The following is a 20,595-nucleotide window of genomic DNA, read 5'->3' on the forward strand; positions in this document are numbered from 1 at the left end:
GCCCCAACGATGGCAGTGAAGCGCTGCACAGCCTTCCGTCGATGCCGCGCGGCCTCGCGCTCGCCGATCATGTCCTCGGGCTGGTCGTGTCGATTCCCGCGGCGCTGCTCGTGCTGGCGGAAATCGTGCTGCTCTTCAGCGGCGTGGTGGCGCGTTACGTTTTTCACCAGCCGCTCGTCTGGGGCGATGAACTCGCGGCCATCCTGTTTCTCTGGCTCGCGATGACGGGCGCCGCGACCGCGCTGCATCGCGGCTCGCACATGCGGATGACGGCGATCGTCAATCGCGCGGGCGAGGAGTGGGGCGCGATCTGGGACAACGTCGCACTCATCGCGAGCCTGCTGTTCCTCGCAATGATCGCCGCGCCCGTGTACGCGTTCATCAACCAGCAATGGGGCATCGTCACGCCGGCGCTGGAGATCAACGACGGCTTGCGCGTCGCGGCCATCGTGTATGGCGTCGTGTGCATGCTGCTGATGTCGCTCGTCAAGCTGCTCGCGCGCGGCTGGAAAACGGCGGCGATCGGCCTCGGCGTGACGGCGGCGGTCGTGACCGTGCTGCATACTGTCGGTCCCGTGCTGCAATCTCTCGGCAATCTGAACCTGCTGATCTTCTTCGTCGGCGTGATCGGATTCACGGTGCTCTCGGGCATGCCCATCGCGTTCTCGTTCGGGCTCGCGGTGTTCTCGTATCTGTCGCTGTCCACGTCGATGCCGCTCGAAATCGTCGTGAGCCGCATGGACGAAGGCATGTCGCAACTGCTGCTGCTCGCGGTGCCGATGTTCATCTTCCTCGGCCTGCTGATCGAAATGACCGGCATGGCGCGCGCGATGATCAACTTCCTCGCGTCCTTGCTCGGTCATGTGCGCGGCGGCTTGTCGTACGTGCTGGTCGGCGCGATGTATCTGATCTCGGGCATCTCCGGTTCGAAGGCCGCGGACATGGCCGCCGTCGCGCCGATTCTCTTTCCCGAGATGAAAAAGCGCGGCGAAAAGCCGGGCGAGCTGGTCGCGCTGTTGTCGGCGACGGGCGCGCAGACGGAAACCGTGCCGCCTTCCATCGTGCTGATCACGATCGGCTCGGTGACGGGCGTGTCGATATCCGCGCTCTTCACCGGCGGCCTGCTGCCGGGCCTCGTGCTCGCGGTCGCGCTGTGCGTGCTCGTGTGGTGGCGCGCGCGCGGCACGAAGCCGGTGTCGGCGAAACGCGCGACGGGTGTGGAGATCGGCAAGACGCTGGTGATCGCGCTGCCGGCGCTCGCGTTGCCGGTGGTGATCCGCTTCGCGGTGGTCGAAGGCGTGGCCACCGCGACGGAAGTGTCGACGGTCGGCATCGTGTATTCGCTGATCGCGGGCTTGCTGATCTATCGGCGCTTCGATCTGAAGCGCGTCATGCCGATGCTCGTCGAAACGGCGGCGCTGTCCGGTGCGATTCTCATCATCATCGGCACCGCGACGGCGATGGCCTGGTCCCTCACGCAGTCGGGCTTCTCGCACAGCCTTGCGTCGTTCATGGAACATCTGCCGGGCGGCGCGATGAGCTTCATGGCGGTGTCCATCGTGATGTTCGTGTTGCTCGGCAGCGTGCTCGAAGGTATTCCGGCGATCGTGCTGTTCGGGCCGCTCCTGTTCCCCATCGCGCGCGATGTCGGCATACACGAAGTGCAATACGCGATGGTCGTGATTCTGTCGATGGGCCTCGGGCTGTTTGCGCCGCCGTTCGGTGTCGGTTATTACGGCGCGTGCGCGGTCAGCAAGATTCATCCGGATGAAGGCATCCGGCCGATCGTGGGTTATATGATCGCGCTGTTCATCGGCATTATCGTGATTGCGCTGGTGCCGTGGATCTCGATCGGGTTCCTGAAGACGGTTTGAGGGTTTGAGTGGTGATGGACAAGCGGCGATGCTTCACGGCATCGCCGCTTTTATTTCGGCCATGAAAAGCAAAAGGGCGGCGATGTCTCCATCGCCGCCCCTTCGATTTGCCGCACAAAAACTCAACTTACATTCCCGTCCCGTGCCGTGATGAAGAACTTCTCATCACCCATCTGCCCGCCTTTCAGCGCGACGCGCAGATCGCGCAGATGCGGCTTGTCGGAAATTACGCGGCACAGCGGTGCACCCGGCGTCAAACGCGCATCGATCTCCAACGCATCCGGCCCGAGCACTTGCGTGACCTGGCTCGACGTATCCCCGCCCGAAAGAATGAGACGACGCAGCGGCATTGCGCGCAGCACGGCATCCGCGATTGCGCCGAGCCGCTGACCGAGCAGACGTCCGCCGCGATGACGCGCATCGTCGAGCGACATGCCTTGCGCCACGAGCGCATCCAGCATGCCGCCGATGCGCGGATCGCGTGGCCCGCGCGCCGTGTGCATGATGACGCTCTGTCCATCGCGCAACGCATTCAGCGCGCGGCTCACGATGGCATCGAACGTGTGCGTGCCGTCTTGCGTATCGATGAGCGCGCGCGCGTCGATTTCGATATCCGCGAAACCGGCGCCGATGGCCGCATCGATCTGCGCCGCCGACAACGGCGATGCACTGCCCGACAGCGCGAGAATCGGCGCGGCGGGTTCGATGCGATCGTAAGCGCGTGTTTGCGCCTGCAACGTGCCGGTTTCATTCCACCATTGCGTGAGCGCGTATTCGAGGCCCGACGAACCGACCGCGAAAACGGGCCCATGCCGTTGCCCTTCCTGCCAGAGCAAACGCCCGACTTCCGTCAGATGCGCGGGCGATGCCGTATCGAGCAGCAAGCCCGCGGGCGTGGCATCGAGCGCTTGCTTGAACGCCTGATCGATCTGCTCCCGCGTGCCCTCGAAGTTCGGCAGATGAAAGCCCGAAAGCGTTAGCTCCGTTTGACGCGCGAAGTGGCGAAGCAGATCGCCTTCGTCCATCGGCGTGACGGGATGCGCGCTCATGATCGGATGACGATCGATGCGATAAATCTTCCCGTCGGTTCCGGAGCGCGCGAACAGATTGCCGAACGCGCAAAAGCGCTTCAACGCAGGCGTGCCCGCGACGATCGGAATCGTGCGCGGCCCGAACGACGCACGCGCAAGCTCCATCACACGTCCGATGCTGCCGATGCCCGGCGCGCTGTCGAAGGTCGAGCATACCTTGTAATGGATGATCGGCGCGTTCAATGCGGAAAGCGCCTCGAAGACGGGCGGCAACGCCGAATCCATTTCGGCGGGCGTCATCGCGCGGCTGTCGCCGGCGACGCCGATCGCATCGAAGCCGCCGAGCGCGGCCAGTTGCTCGCGCGTCGGCGGCTTCAGGAACAAGGCGCAGCGCAGGCCGGCGAACGCCAGCACTTCGAGCGCATCGGAGGAGCCGGTGAAATCGTCGCCATAGAAGGCGAGGCGTAGCCTGGCATCGGTCATCGTCAATTCAGATTGCCTTGAAGTGGGAAAGGGCGGCGAGGAGCGCGGGATGCGTCTTCGCGTACGTGTTCAGATCGACGCCTTCGACCGCGGCTTCCCAGCCTTCGCGCATGCTGGCGACGCCCGCCGCGATGCCCTGCGGATGCCCGATGATGCCGCCGCCCGCGAGATGCATCAGATCCACCGAACGGAGCGCGCCGAACAGATCCGGCGCCTGCGATGCCCATTGTCCCGACGAGAATACCGGCATCACCGGCCGCACGCCGGCGAAAGGCGCGAGGCACGCACGCGCGGAATCGATCACGGACGCATCCGGCTCCCAGAACTTGCTGCGCACGCCGTTCACGTGCAGATGATCGACGCCCGCGAGCCGCCACAGCTTCTGATACGCGGTGAACGAAAAGCCGAGCTGCGGATAGCGCGTGAACGCACCCCAGCCATTGCGATGGCCGTGTATCGGCAATTGCGCGTGACGCCGAACATGCTCGACGCCCGCGAAGCCGACCCAGTTCACGCACACCATCACGCACGTGCCGCCCGCTTCGAGCACCTGATCGTGACGGCGCAGCATTTCGTCGATGGTTCCGGAGATGTTGATCGCGTACATCGGCATGCGTCCGAGCCGGTCGGCATGCTTACGCAGCACCGGCATTACGGCGGCGAGGCGCGCATCGAAGCTCGCGTAGGCAGGATCGGCGAGCAGTTCGTCATCCTTGATGAAGTCGATATCGGCGGCGCAAAGATCGTCGACGATTCTCGCGGTTTCATCGGGCAAGAGTCCGATGCTCGGCTTGATGATGGTGCCGATCAGCGGCCGCGCATGCACGCCCGCCAGACGCCGCGTGCCGTCGATACCGAAAGCCGGCCCGGCGAAGCGCCGCGCGTAATCGTCGGGCATGTCGATATCGAGCAGACGCAAGCCTGTGATTTCCCCGAGTTCGAAGAGATTGCCCGCGATGGTCGACAACAGCGCGGGCAGATTCGCGCCCACATTGTCGATGGGAAACGCGATGTCGATCTCGCCGCGATAGTAGAGCTTCGCCGGTTCCTTGCGTTCGGCGTACGCGCTCTTCAACGAAGGTTCGAGCACCGGGGGCAAGGAATCGACACGGGCCACGCGGGCGCGCGCACGTTCCTTCAGTGCATCGGTTTCGCCCGGCAGCGCGAGGAAAGTGCCGCTCGACTGCTCGCCCGCGATCACTTCCGCGGCCTTCGCGATAGGCACCGAGCTTTCCACGAAATAACGCGCCGTGAATTCCGCGCGCGAATTGGAGTTTTTGGACATGTTATGGCTTCACGTTGCGGCAGGCGCGATAGGAAAGGAGTGCGCCGGATGTCTCCGTTTTCGGCTTGCCGCACGACGTATCGTGCGGCGAAGCGCGCTTATGGACTGTCGATCGACTATAAGATTGACGCTCGAAAGCATCAAACGATATGATTTCTGCGCGCGCTGCAAAAAACTCACAATAGCAACGCACTCATTGCTTCACGTCGCTTGTTCGCATGTTCATCACGCTTCGCGTTCGTTTCGATTCACTTCGAAGCGCGCGGGCTTCGTTTCGCGAGGTCATCTGCACGTGCCCCGTCCTTCCCTCAACGCGCTGCGCGCGTTCGAAGCCACCGCGCGGCTGCGCAGCTTCGGCGAAGCGGCCGCGGAACTGTCCGTTACGCATGGCGCGATCAGCCGTCACATCCGTTCGCTCGAAGACACGCTCGGCGTGCTGCTGCTGTTACGCAACGCGCACGCGACCGAACCCACGCCGGAAGGCGCGCGTCTCGCCGAAGGACTGTCGCGCGGGTTCGACCTGATTCAGTCGAGCGTCGATCAGGTGCGGCCCGGCCCGCTCACGCTGTCGTGTTCGCAGTCGATCATGATGTACTGGCTATTGCCGCGGCTTTCCAGGCTGCATCGCAAGGAGCCGCAAATCGAGCTGGGTTTCAGCATGGGATCGGGTGAAGTGGATTTCGCGCGCGACAACATCAGCGTCGCGATTCGCCTGTCGACCATCAAGCCGCCGAAGGACATCGTGCCGAAGCCGCTCGTCGATGAATGGATCGGCGTCGTGTGCGCGCCCGAGTACATGCGCGAGACGCGCATCACCAGCGCCGACGATCTCGAACGCGCGCGTCTGCTCGCGACCGCAACGCGCCCCGGCGCGTGGGACGACTGGTTCGAGGCGAGCCGTCACACGCCCGCGCGCCGGCCGCAGATAGCGGAATCGTTCGAGCACTTCTATCTCTTGATTCAGGCCGCGAAATGCGGGCTCGGCATGGCGACCGTGCCGCGCATGCTGGTGCGCGACGAACTGGATTCGGGCGCGCTCGTCGCACCGTTCGGCTTCGTGACGGGACCGCGCAAGCTCGTGCTGTGGGTCGCGCCGCATCTCGAAGCGCGGCCGCAGACGATCGCGCTTTCAGGCTGGATCAGCGACGAGCTACAGCGCGTGGAAGGGCAGATAGCCGCATAGCCCGCTTTACATTGCGCTGCCGCCGTCGGCGTTATAGACGGCGCCCGTCACGAACGATGCGTCCGGCGACGCAAGGAACGCCACCACCGATGCAATCTCCTCCGGTTGCGCGCCGCGCGCCATCGGCGTGACGGCGTAGATCGAATCGATGAAGCCTTCGGGCTTCGTCGAGAGTTGACGGCGCACGAAGTCCGTCAGCGTGAAGGCAGGCGCGACCGCGTTCACGCGTATGCCCGACTTCGCGAACTCGCGCGCAAGCGATTTCGTCATCGCGAGAATCGCGCCTTTCGATGTCGCGTACGCGGCGGTGCCGAGCATGCCGCCGCCTTTCTGCCCGGCGATCGAACTGAGATTCACGATCGAGCCGCTCTTCTGCGTGACCATCTGACGGATCACTTCCTGGCAGCACAGCCACGTGCCCGTGGTGTTCACGTCGAGCACCCGGCGGAATTCGTCCGGCGCGATGTCGAGGAACGGCTTCGCGCTTTCGAGTCCCGCGCTGTTCACAAGCACGTCGATGCGGCCCCACCCCGCGACCACGGTTTCGACCATCGCTTTCACGCTGGCTTCGTCGGCGACATCGACCTTGACGGGCATCGCTTCGAAGCCGCTCGCGCGGATGGATTGCGCTGCGTCGTCGGCGGCGGGTTCGCGCAAGTCCGCGATCGCCACGCGATAACCGCGGCTCGCCAGCATGTGCGCGGTAGCCTGACCGATGCCGCTGGCCGCGCCCGTGATGATCGCAACAGGTGTCTCTTTCGTCATTGTTCTGGTCTTTGCGTGTCGTGAAGGGTGACCAGAAATATAGGCTTGCATGCGGCACGCATCAAACGAAATGATCTCCGCGCGCGCGGAGAAAAAATCACATGAGCGGTGGGCGCTTTTGGGCAGATGCGTTCAAAGGCCCGTTCTGGGCGTTCGTGTACGAGAACTTCACGCCGGGCGAAGCGGCCATCGTGCTGGCGCAGGTCAACGCGGTGGGTGGCCTGGGAAGCTTTCTCGGCTCGTGGCTTTTCGGCGTCGTGAAAGGGGCGACGGGAAGTTATGCGCTCGGTCTGCTGCCGATCGTCGGGCTTACGGTCGCCGCGCGTTGGTCGTCTGCATGCTGGGTGGTGCGTGGAGGCAGCAGCGAACGGCATGAGTCCGTGACTCACGGGCTCGAAGCAGCCTTGGCGGTGCGTGCGTCGCGAGGCGGCTTTTTATCCTGCACCGGAGTAGATACACGCTCCGCGCGCGGCGTATCCGCTGGTTCAGCCACCGACTTCTCGATGAGCGCGCGGTCTTCCGCATCGCCTTCCTCTGCATGCGCTACTGACGTGAACAGTGCGACGAGGAGCAATGAGCTAAGCAGCTTCATACAAACCTCCGCAGCGGAAAGGCGTGGCGTCGTCACCAACGTTATAGGACTCGGCATTTACGAATGCGAGTCTTCTTTGGCGAACGAATCGATTTCAGAATATCGAGTTCGGAAGAGGCCGATCGATCCTTTTAAAAAGCCGAAACTGTCGCCGTTTTAATGCTGCGTTGAGAACATCGGCGCCCGGACGCGGATGCTTTGATTCCTGTCCGTTTAACGCCTACAACAAAGGATGTCCGGCGATGTTCTTCCCGGCCGGATTCAACCGGCGGAGGAGGCGCGAATGAGCTATCAACTGATGGGCAGCATCCTCGAAGTGTGCGAATGCAAGGTGCTGTGTCCGTGCTGGATCGGGGAAGATCCCGATAACGGCACCTGCCGCAGCGCAATTGCCTACCACTACGAGAAAGGCACGATCGATGGCGTCGATGTATCGGGCGTGACCGTTGCGTTCGCGGCATTCATCCCCGGCAATGTGCTGAAAGGCGGCTGGCGCGTGGCGATGTTCGTCGACGAGCGCGCGAGCGACGCGCAGTTCGACGCCCTGGTCAGCGTTCATCGCGGCGAGCGCGGCGGACCGCTCGCGGATATCGTGAAGCTGATCGGCGAAATGGTGTCCATAGAACGCGCTTCGATCGAATACACGGTCGTCGAAGGCAAAGGCAGGATGAAGGTCGGCGAAACGATCGAGGCGGAACTGGAGCCGTATCGCGGACCGACCGGCGAGCCGACCAAACTGGTCGAAAGCATCTTTTCGACGATACCCGGATCGCCCGCCTTCGTCGGCAAGGCCAACTCGTTTCGCCTGCGGCACGAAAAGCTCAATCTCGATCTGTCATTGACGGGACATAACGCCATTCAGGGATCGTTCAACTTCGCATCGTGAAGATGCGCCTGCGCTCGCGGCTTTTCGCGCCGCTCTTCATCGCGTTGACGATCAGCGCGTGGATTGCGTTATGGATGTGGGACGCGGGGCCCTACGCGCGCTATCTGCGTCACGCGAGCTGGGCCGAACTGCCAGTCGTCGGCGCGATATGCCGCGCGGTGCCCGGCGCGAGCCTCACGCTTGCCGCGTTGCTGCATAGCGCCGCATGGCTGCTGATGATCGCGGCGATGATGCTGCCGACCGCCTTCCCGCTCTTCGACACCTTCAGGCGAATGACGATCGCGCGCGACAACCGGCATGCGCTCATGGCGCTGCTGATCGTCGGTTACGCAACGGCGTGGGCGCTGTTCGGCTTCGTCGCGCACGGCTTCGACGCGGCGCTCCATCGACTCGCAGATCAATCGCCGTTGATGCTTGCCGATGGCTGGCTGATCAGTGCCGCGATCGTCGCGCTCGCGGGCTTGTATCAGTTCAGCAGTCTCAAGCATCGATGTCTCGACAAGTGCCGCTCGCCGCTGATGTTCATCACCGAGCATTGGCGTGGCCGTAGCGTGCGCCGCGAGAGCTTTCTGCTCGGCATGAGTCACGGCGTATTTTGCGTCGGCTGCTGCTGGGCGTTGATGCTGCTGATGTTCGCCGTCGGCACGGGGAGTGTCGGCTGGATGCTGGCGCTGGGCGCGATCATGGCGGCCGAGAAGAATTTCCGCTGGGGCGGGGCCATCGGAAAGCCGCTCGGTGTTGCGTTGATTGCGTGGTCCGCGTGGATCGTCGTGCAAAACGCGCGTATCGGCTGAAGGGCGCCCGAGCATCGTGCACAGCGCGCAGGCTTCTCGTGTTCGGACCCTTGCGCAAGGCGTGGCACACGGTATGCATCCCGCATATGATGGAGACCGGTCCATTCGGTCGGTGTCCGGTTTTCAAAGAGGGGAGGGCGTAATGAGTCTTCAGGGGGAAATCGAGAGGCTGCACCAGGCTGACGCCGACATCCTGATGGCCAACCAGCGGATTCAACGTCAAAAAGACCTGATCCAGGAGCTCAAGAGAGACGGCCACGACACCTCACTGGCGCTTGAACTGCTGATGACCATGCAGGGAACGCGGCAAGCCCTGATTGACCATAGAAAAGTGATCCTGGAGCACGTCGAACGAATAAGCGGGAGCCGCAGCCGCGAGGAGCAGGCGATGCCGCGACCGGATGGCCACGACATCTGATATCGGGGATGAATGTGCGAAGCGATCGCCCTTGTGGACGCCCGCACCTTTTACGTGGAGGCGGCCCATCGATTGCGACGTGACGCTCATCGGACGATCATTCTCATCATGTCCCGCAGAAGATGAGAATGATTGAGCCGAAGCAAGAGAGCGGAGGACGAAATGGAAATTATTGAAACCGTGGGTTCACGTCATTTCTCGGCAACGCTGGCACTCAATGGACTTCTTATACTGAAAGAAGGGAATCGTGAGCTAACGCGAGGAACGTTGTGCGATGCACTTGCCGCGCTCGGCGAGCGGCCCGAAATGACGAATCTGCAGACTACCGTTGAGGATATGTTGCGCGCTTACATCCGGTCGTATGCGCGTGTGACATAGGAAGCGTTGCCGCTGAAGTCGATCCAGCATGCCCGCTGCCGTATTTGCGAACATTCGATCTATGTCACAACGTGATATATTGAAATTTGAACATCGGGCTGGGCAGCGCGAATAAGCAAGGAGAACGGCCATGTTGGTTACCTTTCAGTCGAAAGCAACACCCGACGTCGTGATGCTGCGTGACCTGGCGGGATATCTTCTTGGGGCCATCGGCAAGCGCCTCGACGAGAGGGGCGTCATCGTACACGACGAAATGCCCGCGGCAATCGCCCGCCTCGAAGCCGCGCTCGAAAGCGATGCGAAAACCGCTGGCGAACACGGCGCGAATTTCCACGCATCGGTTGGCGACAATGCGCGCAGCACCAGTGACGGATTACGGCACCGCGCTGTTCCGTTCCTCGATATGTTGAGACTCGCGCATAAGCATGACGCGGATATTCTGTGGGGCTTGTAGCCGTTTCGATCGAACGGCTAGTAAAGCGCTCGTCGACATATATTCATACCATTCCGGAATGCTTTTTGCGGTAACGCGGTAATCGCTCGCTGAAGTCGAGCGTGTTTTCAGGCAAGAACGCCTGCCATATTTGGGGATTGAAAATGGCTGCCCATCAACCAGGGGCCATGCCCCTCTCCGACGACGATTACCGCCGCCAGCTACGCCGCGCTGTCATCGCCAGCACGATCGGAACGACGATCGAATGGTACGACTTCTTCCTCTATAGCATCGTCACCGGTCTCATTTTCGCCAAACTGTATTTTCCGGAATCGGACCCGCTCGTCGGCACCTTGCAGGCCTTTCTGATTTACGCCGTCGGCTTTGTCGCGAGACCGGTCGGTGCGGCCATCTTCGGTCACTATGGCGATCGCATCGGACGCAAGGCTACCTTGATCGTCACGCTGCTGCTGATGGGGCTCGCCACATTCGCAGTCGCGTTCGTGCCGACCTACGCGACGATCGGCATCTGGGGCGCTGTCATTCTGACCGTGCTGCGCTTCATACAGGGCGTGGGCGTTGGCGGCGAATGGGGCGGCTCCGTTTTGATGTCGATGGAATGGGCGCGCACGAATTCGCATCGCGGCTTCGTCGCTTCGTGGCCGCAATTCGGCGTGCCCGCGGGGTTGTTCATCGCCAACCTCGTCGTGCTGGCCATGAGCGAGATGTCCGGCAGTGCATTTCTCACATGGGGATGGAGAGTGCCGTTCGTTCTGAGTATCGTGTTGGTCGCGATCGGGCTTTATATCCGCCTGAATATCCTCGAGACTCCGATCTTCGCCAAGCTTCTGGCCGAACAGAAGATCGAGAAGACGCCGATGCTCGAAGTGATACGCCGGCAGCCGAAAGATATCTTTCTCTCCGCATTCGTGCGAATGGCCGAACAGGCACCGTTCTATATCTTCACGGCCTTCGTCTTCACTTATGGTGTGAGGACGCTCGGCGCGACACGCGACCTTTTGCTCACGGCCGTTTTGGCCGCATCGGTTCTTGAGTTTTTCACGATCCCATTGTTCGGTCACATATCCGATCTCATCGGACGGCGACGGATGTATATGATCGGCGCGGCCCTCGCGGGCGTGTTCGGCTTCGTCTATTTCGCCATGGTCGACACCAGGGCTCCGGTGTGGATCTTCTTCGCCATCGTGCTCTCACTGGTGCCGCATTCGATGATGTACGGGCCGCAAGCGGCTTTGATCGCCGAGTCCTTCACGGGACGGCTGCGATACAGCGGCGCGTCGCTGGGATATCAACTGGCTTCGTTGATCGCGGGTGGTCCCGCGCCGTTGATCGCCACCGCGCTTTTCGCGTACTACCATTCGGGTTATGCGATCGCGGGCTATATCTTCGTATGCGCGTTGTTCAGCCTTGCAGCGGCTTGGCGGATGGGCGACTACACGAACAAGGATATCTCGCGCGAATATGACGAGCCGATGGAGAAGCATGGCCACGCGAGACCGGCTCATTGATGCGCGTCGTGCGACGTTGCCGGCCGTGTCTGTCCGCTATGCGCTCGGGCGATGAGAGGCCGCCCGAGTCAAGCTCCACGACGCGCGCAATGCCGCGTGGCCTTATCGAAGAGGCACGGACATGTCGCTGGAGGTGAAGATCGGCCCACCGCAGCTGGCCATTCATCAGGGGCATACGGTTCTCCTGACCGAGCTCGACGGGCAGATCATCAGCGGGTCGCAAAAAGGCCTTTATTTCCAGGACACGCGGCTCATCAGCAACTGGTCGATCTTCGCGAACGGCGAGCCCTGGGACCTGTTGAGCTCGGGCGCGTTGCGGTCCTTCGCGATGCAGGTCTTTCTCGCGAATCGCCCGCTCGACAGCGAGAATGGACCGATAGAAGCCCATACGATCGGCCTGACGCTGACCCGTCATGTCGGCGGCGGCATTCACGAAGACATCGACCTGACGAACTACGGTCTGCACGCGGTGTCGTTCAATCTCGAGCTTGCCGTGCGCAGCGATTTCGCGGACATATTCGAAGTCAAGAACGAGCATGTGGTTCGTCGCGGCCGAGTCGTGACGACATGGGACGAGCGCGAGCAACGCCTCAAAACGGTCTACCGCAATCAGCAGTTTCGCCGCGGCATCAGCGTGCGCGTGCACAACGGCGAAGCGCGAGCCGGTTATGCGAACGGCCGCATCACGTTTGCAGTCAGCCTGCGGCCGGGTGCCCATTGGCATTGCTGCCTGAATTACGACCTCGACGACGACGGCCGGGTCACGCATGCGCCACGGCAATGCGGCGCGGGAGACGAAGGATCGCCGGAAGAAAGACGCCTTGCGCAATGGCGGCGCGCGATTCCATCGCTCGAATGCAGCGACGAAACCTTCAAACTTCTCTTCCGGCAGGCGACGGATGACTTCGCCGCATTGCGCGTGCCGGAATACGAGAATGGCCGACGCCAACTGATTCCCGCAGCCGGATTGCCGTGGTTCGTCGCGTTGTTCGGACGCGATAGCCTGATCACATCGCTGCAGACGTCGCTGATCTATTCGGATTTCGCGCGTGGTTCGCTGGCGACGCTCGGCGCGCGACAGGCCTCCGAGCGCGACGACTTCCGCGACGCCGAGCCGGGCAAGATCATGCACGAGTTGCGTCGCGGTGAACTGGCGCGGTTCGGGCTCATCCCTCACACGCCTTACTATGGATCGGCGGATGCGACGCCCTTGTATCTGATCGTGCTGCACGCGGCATGGTGCTGCACGGGAGATCGCGAACTGCTGATGCGTCATCTGCCCAACGCCGAGCGCTGTCTTCAGTGGATCGACCATTACGGCGATCGCGACGGCGACGGTTTCCAGGAATACGAAACCCGCTCGACGGGCGGTCTGCAAAACCAGGGCTGGAAAGATGCCGGCGATGCCGTGATGTATCCCGACGGCACGCTCGTCGAGGGGCCGAAGGCGCTATGCGAGCTTCAAGGCTACGTCTACGACGCCTGGCTTCGCATGGCCGCGATCTACGACGTGCTCGATCAGAAACGCCGTGCATCCCGGCTTCGGGCGAAAGCCGCCGCGCTGTTCGAGCGATTCAACGATGCGTTCTGGGACGAACGCGCCGGCTTCTATGCGTTCTGCCTCGATGGAGACAAGCAACGTGTGATGAGCATCGCGTCGAATGCCGGCCACTGCCTGTGGTCGGGCATCGTTCCGATGGAGCGCGCGCGCCGCGTGGTGCGAAGGCTGATGAAGCCCGACATGTGGAGCGGATGGGGCATTCGCACGCTATCGTCGAAGCATCCGGCCTTCAATCCGCATTCTTACCAGAATGGCGCGGTCTGGCCGCATGACAACGGACTCATTGCCGAAGGATTCAAGCGCTATGGTTTCGCCGATGAAGCGGGACGCATCGCGAAAGACATATGCGATGCAGGCTGCTATTTTGCGCTGAATCAGCTGCCCGAGCTCTACGCGGGGCTGCAGCGCACGGAGGCGAGCTTTCCGGTGCAGCACATCGGTGCGAATGTGCCGCAGGCATGGGCGGCCGGATCGATCTTTTCGCTCTGTTACGCGATCCTGGGCCTTCAGCCCGATGCTTCGATGAAGCGGCTGTACGTCGACCCGGTTCTGCCGCCGTGGATCGACACGCTGACCCTGCGCAATCTCAAGGTGGGCACGCAGCGTTTCGACATCCGTTTCGCGCGGATGGGCGAGAGCACCGAGTTCGAAGTGTCGAAAGGGGCGCGCAATAGCGTGATACGGCGGCCTGTGTCGAAGTGGCGTGAAGAACTCGCCGCGGGCCGATGACGTTTCGCTTCATCGGAACAGGGCCGATGCGTCGATGTCGGTCATCTTCTCCAGTTCGCCGACGCGCGTATCGCAGGTATGTCTTATCCGCGAGGATGCGTCTCACGCTGGCGCGCGATCTCGCGGCACGGCTTCCCGAAGGCGCGTTCGTGCCTCCCCGACTTGCCGGCGCCGGAAGGCACGCGCGCGCTCGTCGTCACGATGGTCGGCATCGGCGTGCCTGTCGAAGGGGATTTGACGCTCGTCGCACGAAACCCGGATCGGGTCGTATCGATGCGACATGCGACGTTGCGCGCGCCAATGACAGGCGTCGATGGCGAAGCACAGGCCGCTGCGATGAGCCGTGCGCTCGCCGGGTTGGCTGACCGGATCGCGCAGTCGTTGAGTTGCCGCTGACACCGGAGACTGGAGCCGGTCGCCTCCAGTCCCCGGTTCGCGCTCACGGCAAGGTGATTTTGCGGGTGAATTCGGCCGTCACGTTGGGGGCCGTGGCGATGCCGAATACGGGATGGACGGTCCTGGTCCTGGGTCCGGTCGCAGCCAGGCCCATGTAATCGCCGAGGAAATGGCCACCGGCGTTTGGAGCGTCGAGCATGTTGAACGAGGCTTCGGTCAGCCGTTTTTCATATCCCCATTTGCCGGGGTCCGTGCACGCCGTGTTGCAGAAGAGCGCGAAATAGTCGGTGCCCTCGAAGTCGGAACTGTCAGTGTCGTAACGAAAGTCGTAGTAGGTCACCACGACCGTGCCGTTGCCCGCCACCGCCACGGCAGGGATGAAGGCCTGTTGTCGACACGGCTTCGTGGCATTCACCGGGGTCTTGTTGATCTTCACAGGTGTCGACCAGGTAGCCCCGTTGTCATTGGACTGACTGAAAAGAATCTCCTCTATGTCGAACGGCCCATTGGGTGTGGAGCACTTCGCTGTCGAAAAACGAGTGTCCTGCCAGACGAGATAGAGAGCCCCCGACATCGGATCCACTGCGACACTGAAGAGGATGGAGGCATCGCGTACCGCTTCGCCGCTGTTCGGAGTGACCGCGCCGCTAGACTGAATGTCGATGGGGAACGTCGGCGCGCTCCAGCTCGCGCCCTTGTTCGTGGACTTCAGATAGCCGATGCTCGAACCCGCCGGCGTGACACCGAGCCCTGTGAAGAAATCGAGCAGTGTCCCGTTCGGCAACACGCGCACGATGTTGTTGATCGTCTGTTTGTTCGTGCCCGGCTGATAGATCGGCGTCGCCGTGCCGATGGCGGTTCACGCGGACTGGTCGGCGTCGTCTCGAGCGATGGTGGCAGGCGTTCCAGCGATCCTGCTGATGGCCGACGAGCAGGCGATACGGGTTGGTCGGATCGACCGCCACCCAGGGCTCGATCGACGTGGCCGGAAAAAGGATGCTCCCGAACGCCGCCTGCTGCGCATGCACCTGGTCTGCGGTGCATCCGCTGAACGGATCACCGGAGGTTATACGGACAAGTGGGCCTAGTGTTTGCGCGTGGGCGCCCGGGCCGATGGCGCACGTGAGCGCGATGACAGCGCCGCTTGCGAATCCGAGGGAGAGTGAAAGGGACAGGCGTCTGAAGTTGGAGTTCATTTTATTGCCTCGCGAAAAGGGGAAAACGCGTTGGCACCGCCAGCTTTACATCACCATCACGATGACCTTCGTACTGTGATCCTCCGATGCATACGAAAAGGACTTGCCTTGCTATCTCGCGCCACCAGGTACACCGATTCGTGTACAGAAACACACTAGGTCGCGTTCGCCAAAGTTGTGTGGAAAAGTCATCGCGACTGTGAGCGCAGCGCACGGCGTCGCCTATTGCATTGATGTGGTATGAGGGTTGCAGGAGCGCGGACATAGCATGTACGCGCTTGCAGAAACATTGGCGCTTCGCTTGCCGCTAGAATCGGGAAGCCGATGTCTCATCGACAGCCCCGGAGTGAACCCTCGTGCCATGAGCAGGTCGATCGGTCGAATCGCGATTCTTTGGTGGACACTCGGTCTCGCGTTGATCGCATCGCTGGCGTACGCGGGCCTCACCCTGTCGCGCATTGCACCGATCGGCACCGGTTATGCCGCGAAGATTCTCTGTACCGGCGTGTTCGTGTCGGGGCGCCCCGCGCAGCAGGTCATCGACGAAGACATTCAGGCCGGCGTCCATCCGCTTCTGCATCTGGTGCATCCGACAGTCGATGTGCAGGCACGCCGCGCCCGCGCGACCTTTCTTGGCATGGCCGCACGCGCAGCCTGGTTCAGACCGGGACTCGGCTGCACACTGAAGCTCGGTGACGCACTCGCCGGCCCGGCGACCATGATCGAACCGGCATCGAATCGCGCGCCGCCGAATGCGACGCAGGCGACGAATGTCCACGACAACGACAATGCGCTGCATGCCGTCATGGACAGCGCGTTCGACGAACCCGATCCGCTCAATCCCCGGCGCACGCGCGCGCTGGTGGTCATGCAAAACGGCCGGATCATTGCACAACGGTTCGCGCCGGGCTTCTCCGAACAGACGCCGCTCATCGGCTGGTCCATGAGCAAGAGCGTCATTGCTGCGTTGATTGGCGTGCTGGTAGGCGAAGGCAAGCTCTCGCCGGACGCAACCGCGCTGCTGCCGGAGTGGCGCGGCCATGAAGACGCACGCGCGCGCGTCACGCTCGACGAATTGCTGCGAATGACGAGTGGCCTGCAGTTCAACGAGGACTATGACGACCCGCTCTCGGACGTCGCCATCATGCTGTTCGCCGAAGCGGATCAGAGCGCCTATGCCGCGCGAAAGCCGCTCGATTTCGCACCCGGCGCACGATGGGAATACTCGAGCGGCACGACCGAGATTCTTTCGCGGGTGATCCGGCAGGCACTTGGCGGCACCGAGCGCGATTATCTGGAATTCCCGCGTCGCGCGTTATTCAAGCCGCTCGGCATGCGCACGGCGGTGTTCGAGGCGGATGCGGCGGGCATGCTCGTCGGTGCGTCGTTCGTGTGCGCGAGCGCAGGCGATTGGGCGCGCTTCGGGCAACTTCTGTTGCAGGACGGCGTATGGGACGGCAAGCGCATACTGCCGCCGGGCTGGGTGCGCTATATGCGCGAGGTCACGTTGCAATCGCCCCGCCGCGATTACGGCGCTCATATCTGGGTCAAGGTGCCGGAGCCCTTCGACAGTCACGCATCGCCACCGCCGGCGCTGCCGCCCGACGCGTTCCATCTGGTCGGTCACGAAGGCCAGTTCGTGAGCGTGGTGCCGAGCCGCGAGCTCGTCGTGGTCCGCATGGGTCTATCGCGTCCCGAGAAGGCGTGGGATCACGAGACGTTTCTCGCGCGCCTGATCGACGCATTGCCCTCCGCTCCCGTCGAGACAGGCGGCGCCAAATGACATGGCACATCACGCGACGGCCTGAACGAAACAGGCCGCCGCGCGGCGCGCGTCAGTTCTTGTCGTATGCGAACTGGATGCCCGCGGTCCCGCCCGTTTCGATGAAAAGATTCATGAAGGCCGGCACGGTGTCACTGCGCGCCCAGTCGCGTTGAAGCTCGCAGAAAAGCTGGGCGACGCTGATCATCTTGCCGCCTGCCTGTTCGATACGGCGCAAAGCGGCTTCATGCGCCGCCACCGACGTTCCGCCGACCGCATCGACGACGACATACACTTCGTAGCCGGCTTTCAGCGCATCGAGTGCGGGGAACGTCAGGCAGGCTTCCGTCCACAGCGCAGTCATGATGAGCTTCCTGCGGCCGGTTTCCTCGACGGCCGCGCGGAATTCGACGTCTTCCCACGAGTTGATACTCGTGCGATCGTAGGTTGGATAGTCGCCGAGTGCGGCGCGCAGTTGCGGAATTGGCGGCTTGTTCAGGCCGGTCTTGACGTTGACCGTGGAATGGATGATCGGCAGCTTGTATGCGACCGCGGCCTTCGAAGCGCCGACGATGTTATCGACCAGTTGCTGACGATCCATCGACGCAATGGAATTCACCTGAACCGGCTGATAATCGATGACGATGAATGCCGCGTTCTGCGGCGTCAGAAGATGATCGTTCGCGGGGTCGCGAATGGGTTCGCTTGCCATGTTTGTCTCCGGAAACAGTGCAGTAAATAAAAGACGATGCCGATGATCGATGCGTGATGCATCGGGTCCGCATGCAAAGGAAATGCTATGCGAGCGACCACGCGGCTTCCAGTCCTTAAAAATGCCGACTGTGTTCCATGAGCAGAACAACGCGCGTTTTCTTATGGGCCAATGCCGTAAGATGCCTTTATTGTTCTGCCGAAGGAACAGTAATGGACGATCTGAACGACATCTTCTATTTCGTCAAAGTGGTCGATAACCGTGGTTTCACGCAAGCCGGCCGCGCGCTCAACATACCCAAGTCCAAGCTGAGCCGGCGCATCGCCGAACTCGAAGCACGATACGGCGTTCGCCTGCTCAACCGGTCCACGCGGCATTTCTCCGTGACGGAGACGGGAAGGGAATTCTACGAGCGCTGCCTCGCGGTCCTCGTCGAAGCCGATGCCGCGCGCGAGGTCATGGAGCGCAAACTTTCGGAGCCCCAGGGCATTGTGCGCATGAGTTGCCCGACGACGCTGCTCGAATACCGGATCGGCGATCTCGTGGCCGACTTCATGACGCAATACCCGAAGGTGCAGATCCTTCTCGATGCAACCAATCGAAAGGTCGATGTCCTCGGCGAAGGCCTCGATCTCGCGCTGCGCGTGCGTTTTCCGCCGCTCGAAGACAGCGGGCTCGTCATGCGTGTACTGTCCGGCAGTCCGCAGCGTCTCGTTGCGGCGCCGGCGCTCGTGAAGCAGCACGGAAAGCTTGCGCATCCGGCGGACGTCGTCGGCATGCCCAGCCTCGATTGGGGACCGCAGCGCGATCATGCATGGGCGCTGATCGGCCCGGAAGGAGCGGAGGCGCGCGTCGCTCACGCGCCCCGCTATATCACCGACGATATGACCGTGCTTCGGCAAGCCGCACTCAAAGGCGTGGGCATCGTGCAGTTGCCGTATATGGTCGTCGAAGATGCGCTCGGAAAAGGCGAGCTGGTCGATGTCGTGCCGGGGTGGGCGCCCAAAGGCGGGCTGGTCCATGCCGTCTTTCCGTCACGCAGAGGCCTGCTGCCTGCAGTGCGGCTGTTGATCGACCACCTCGCCACGCATATCCGGAAGGACGAGTGAGCGCGTGTCGCGCGGCCGCGCGGATCAGAGCGAGCGCCTCGCACGCGATGTCTTCACGACTTCACCGCTCGCATCCAGCACGACAGCGCTCGTTTCCCGGGCAGCGTCATTGGCCGTGTCGGCGAGATTCGTGATCAGCTCGCCCGAAGATTGCGCGGCCGTTTCGACATCGTCGGCCGCGGCGCTCGCCATGTCATCGAACTTGATGCCGTTGCGTTCGTACTGGTCGCGCACTTCGCCGAGCATGTCGTCTTGCGTCGACGTGATGATCGACAGCACATGCTGTCCGTAGGAAGCGGCCTTCTGGGGAAATTGCGCGAGCATGACCGACTGCCAGCCGAGGACGTCGCCCGCGCCGGCCTCATCGCCCGCGCGCAGAAGCGCGTTGCTTTCCTCGATCACTTTACGAACCGTCTGTACGTTCAGTTCGGTGAGCGCCTGCAGACCGCTCGCGAAGCGTCCGGTCACGTTGAGAAACGCCTGCAAATTGGCGCGCGTGAGCGACGGAATCTGGTAAGCGAAATAACCGGGATAGTGGAACATTGACCGCACTCCTGGAAGTCGAAAAGAAATCGGTAAAAGAATAGGCTTGCTTTCCTGCGTGGGATTAGCTCACTGCGATATGACAGCCGCGTGCATGCGCGATAAAAAAATCGGCGATACGCGATGACCGGCGGAACAGGCCGCATCTCACGTCTCAGACGAAGTATGCGCACGGCGGTTCCCGTTTCGTCCGCGAAAATATCGAGCGTTCGTCGCAACCGGTTGCGGACGCAAGGCGCGGCTTTCGACCGCTCGGTGAGTGGAATTCGAGCTTTCGTGCGAGCGGTTTTGTGCGGCGGAATGCTCGTTGCTGGAATAGCTGACAGGAAACCGTCCCCGGCTCCATTCCATTTCGAGGCAAACATGAGCGACTCTCAGACGATCTACATCGGCAGCGAGGACCCCGACTCGCTCGAGGCACGCATCCTGCGCGACGAACGCGCGGCTTATCTCGCGGCGATGACGGGCGAGAGCGGACAGCACAGCACGGATCCCGGCGATCTGCGAAGCATCCGCGCGCGCTTCGTGATCGCGAGAAACGCGATGGGCGAAGCAATGGGATGCGGCGCCATTCGACGACAAAGCTATAAGATCGCCGAGGTGCGCCTGCTCTATGTTCGTCCGCAATATCGCGGCCTGGAAGCGACGCTGCTGTCGTATCTCGAAGAGGAAGCGCGGCTGCTTGGCTATCACATGGTGTGGCTTGCGACGATGCCCGCCGAGCGATGTGCATCCCGTGTTTGCGAGGCCAGTGGATATCGCCGGATGCCGACCGATGATGACCGTCTTCAGCAGGGTGAAGCTGTACGCTTCGAAAAGACACTGCCGCATTCCGTCTGAACCTGCCGCAATGAGTCGCTGGTGAAACGGACTAACATCGAATGCGGAGAATCGCCGACGAACGCATCGTGGCGGCCCCATAAACATTGCATTGTG

Annotated in this window: 21 protein-coding genes; 15 read left to right on the forward strand and 6 right to left on the reverse strand. The window is 62.1% G+C overall.

Features of this window, described 5'->3' with window-relative positions:
- Nucleotides 1-41 precede the first annotated feature (41 nt).
- Entirely contained in the window at nt 42-1,874 is a 1,833-nt protein-coding gene (locus AWB78_RS26565) for a TRAP transporter large permease (RefSeq protein ID WP_232477888.1), read from the forward strand.
- A 122-nt stretch (nt 1,875-1,996) separates the two neighbouring features.
- Here the strand turns inward: AWB78_RS26565 and AWB78_RS26570 are convergent, their stop codons facing one another.
- Both AWB78_RS26570 and AWB78_RS26575 read right to left on the reverse strand, forming a co-directional pair.
- Nucleotides 1,997-3,388, reverse strand: coding sequence for a four-carbon acid sugar kinase family protein (locus tag AWB78_RS26570; RefSeq protein WP_062608975.1), 1,392 nt, complete (start codon nt 3,386-3,388; stop codon nt 1,997-1,999).
- 7 nt (nt 3,389-3,395) lie between these two features.
- Nucleotides 3,396-4,673: a ribulose-bisphosphate carboxylase large subunit family protein gene (locus AWB78_RS26575; RefSeq protein WP_062608944.1), complete on the reverse strand. Its 1,278-nt coding sequence runs from the start codon at nt 4,671-4,673 to the stop codon at nt 3,396-3,398.
- Between the two features lie 292 nt (nt 4,674-4,965).
- On the opposite strand from AWB78_RS26575, the gene AWB78_RS26580 reads away from it, so the two are divergent.
- Entirely contained in the window at nt 4,966-5,856 is an 891-nt protein-coding gene (locus AWB78_RS26580) for a LysR substrate-binding domain-containing protein (RefSeq protein ID WP_332460116.1), read from the forward strand.
- Between the two features lie 6 nt (nt 5,857-5,862).
- Here AWB78_RS26580 and AWB78_RS26585 read toward each other — a convergent pair whose 3' ends face one another.
- The gene (locus AWB78_RS26585) at nt 5,863-6,621 is read right to left on the reverse strand and encodes an SDR family NAD(P)-dependent oxidoreductase (RefSeq protein WP_062608945.1); all 759 of its coding nucleotides are present in this window, start codon (nt 6,619-6,621) and stop codon (nt 5,863-5,865) included.
- Nucleotides 6,622-6,722: 101 nt separating this feature from the next.
- Here AWB78_RS26585 and AWB78_RS26590 point away from each other — a divergent pair, with 101 nt between their 5' ends.
- The 9 genes from AWB78_RS26590 (at nt 6,723) to AWB78_RS26625 (ending at nt 14,337) form a co-directional block, all read left to right on the forward strand.
- Nucleotides 6,723-7,373 carry an MFS transporter gene (locus AWB78_RS26590; protein WP_062608946.1) on the forward strand — a complete coding sequence of 217 codons (651 nt, stop codon included), beginning with the start codon at nt 6,723-6,725 and terminating at the stop codon, nt 7,371-7,373.
- Between the two features lie 123 nt (nt 7,374-7,496).
- Nucleotides 7,497-8,099: a DUF1326 domain-containing protein gene (locus AWB78_RS26595; protein WP_062608947.1), complete on the forward strand. Its 603-nt coding sequence runs from the start codon at nt 7,497-7,499 to the stop codon at nt 8,097-8,099.
- A 2-nt stretch (nt 8,100-8,101) separates the two neighbouring features.
- A complete protein-coding gene (locus AWB78_RS26600; protein ID WP_062608948.1) occupies nt 8,102-8,893 on the forward strand; it encodes a DUF2182 domain-containing protein in 792 nt (263 codons plus the stop codon).
- A 142-nt stretch (nt 8,894-9,035) separates the two neighbouring features.
- Complete coding sequence (locus AWB78_RS26605; protein WP_157697625.1) at nt 9,036-9,311, forward strand: hypothetical protein; 276 nt, start codon at nt 9,036-9,038, stop codon at nt 9,309-9,311.
- Between the two features lie 162 nt (nt 9,312-9,473).
- Nucleotides 9,474-9,689 (forward strand): hypothetical protein, encoded by a 216-nt coding sequence (locus AWB78_RS46745; RefSeq protein WP_157697626.1) that lies wholly within the window; start codon nt 9,474-9,476, stop codon nt 9,687-9,689.
- Nucleotides 9,690-9,819: 130 nt separating this feature from the next.
- Entirely contained in the window at nt 9,820-10,143 is a 324-nt protein-coding gene (locus tag AWB78_RS26610; RefSeq protein WP_062608950.1) for a DUF1840 domain-containing protein, read from the forward strand.
- A 143-nt stretch (nt 10,144-10,286) separates the two neighbouring features.
- On the forward strand, nt 10,287-11,651 hold the full coding sequence (locus tag AWB78_RS26615) for an MFS transporter (RefSeq protein WP_062608951.1): 1,365 nt from the start codon (nt 10,287-10,289) through the stop codon (nt 11,649-11,651).
- Nucleotides 11,652-11,772: 121 nt separating this feature from the next.
- On the forward strand, nt 11,773-13,941 hold the full coding sequence (locus AWB78_RS26620; RefSeq protein ID WP_062608952.1) for an amylo-alpha-1,6-glucosidase: 2,169 nt from the start codon (nt 11,773-11,775) through the stop codon (nt 13,939-13,941).
- Nucleotides 13,942-14,019: 78 nt separating this feature from the next.
- The gene (locus tag AWB78_RS26625; protein WP_062608953.1) at nt 14,020-14,337 is read left to right on the forward strand and encodes an ABC-type transport auxiliary lipoprotein family protein; all 318 of its coding nucleotides are present in this window, start codon (nt 14,020-14,022) and stop codon (nt 14,335-14,337) included.
- 43 nt (nt 14,338-14,380) lie between these two features.
- On the opposite strand, the gene AWB78_RS26630 is transcribed toward AWB78_RS26625, so the two are convergent.
- Nucleotides 14,381-15,130, reverse strand: coding sequence for a sialidase family protein (locus AWB78_RS26630; RefSeq protein ID WP_062608954.1), 750 nt, complete (start codon nt 15,128-15,130; stop codon nt 14,381-14,383).
- Nucleotides 15,131-15,182: 52 nt separating this feature from the next.
- Here AWB78_RS26630 and AWB78_RS48510 point away from each other — a divergent pair, with 52 nt between their 5' ends.
- Nucleotides 15,183-15,425 (forward strand): hypothetical protein, encoded by a 243-nt coding sequence (locus AWB78_RS48510; protein ID WP_232477887.1) that lies wholly within the window; start codon nt 15,183-15,185, stop codon nt 15,423-15,425.
- Between the two features lie 469 nt (nt 15,426-15,894).
- Complete coding sequence (locus tag AWB78_RS26640) at nt 15,895-17,316, forward strand: serine hydrolase domain-containing protein (protein WP_062608956.1); 1,422 nt, start codon at nt 15,895-15,897, stop codon at nt 17,314-17,316.
- Nucleotides 17,317-17,368: 52 nt separating this feature from the next.
- On the opposite strand, the gene AWB78_RS26645 is transcribed toward AWB78_RS26640, so the two are convergent.
- Nucleotides 17,369-18,007 carry a hydrolase gene (locus AWB78_RS26645; protein WP_062608957.1) on the reverse strand — a complete coding sequence of 213 codons (639 nt, stop codon included), beginning with the start codon at nt 18,005-18,007 and terminating at the stop codon, nt 17,369-17,371.
- Nucleotides 18,008-18,219: 212 nt separating this feature from the next.
- Between AWB78_RS26645 and AWB78_RS26650 the strand changes: the two genes are divergently transcribed.
- A complete protein-coding gene (locus AWB78_RS26650; RefSeq protein ID WP_062608958.1) occupies nt 18,220-19,116 on the forward strand; it encodes a LysR substrate-binding domain-containing protein in 897 nt (298 codons plus the stop codon).
- A 24-nt stretch (nt 19,117-19,140) separates the two neighbouring features.
- Here the strand turns inward: AWB78_RS26650 and AWB78_RS26655 are convergent, their stop codons facing one another.
- Nucleotides 19,141-19,659 (reverse strand): phasin family protein, encoded by a 519-nt coding sequence (locus tag AWB78_RS26655; RefSeq protein WP_062608959.1) that lies wholly within the window; start codon nt 19,657-19,659, stop codon nt 19,141-19,143.
- A gap of 363 nt (nt 19,660-20,022) precedes the next feature.
- On the opposite strand from AWB78_RS26655, the gene AWB78_RS26660 reads away from it, so the two are divergent.
- Entirely contained in the window at nt 20,023-20,499 is a 477-nt protein-coding gene (locus AWB78_RS26660; RefSeq protein ID WP_062608960.1) for a GNAT family N-acetyltransferase, read from the forward strand.
- The last annotated feature ends 96 nt before the right edge of the window (nt 20,500-20,595 follow it).

Source organism: Caballeronia calidae (assembly GCF_900044055.2).
Classification (GTDB): domain Bacteria; phylum Pseudomonadota; class Gammaproteobacteria; order Burkholderiales; family Burkholderiaceae; genus Caballeronia; species Caballeronia calidae.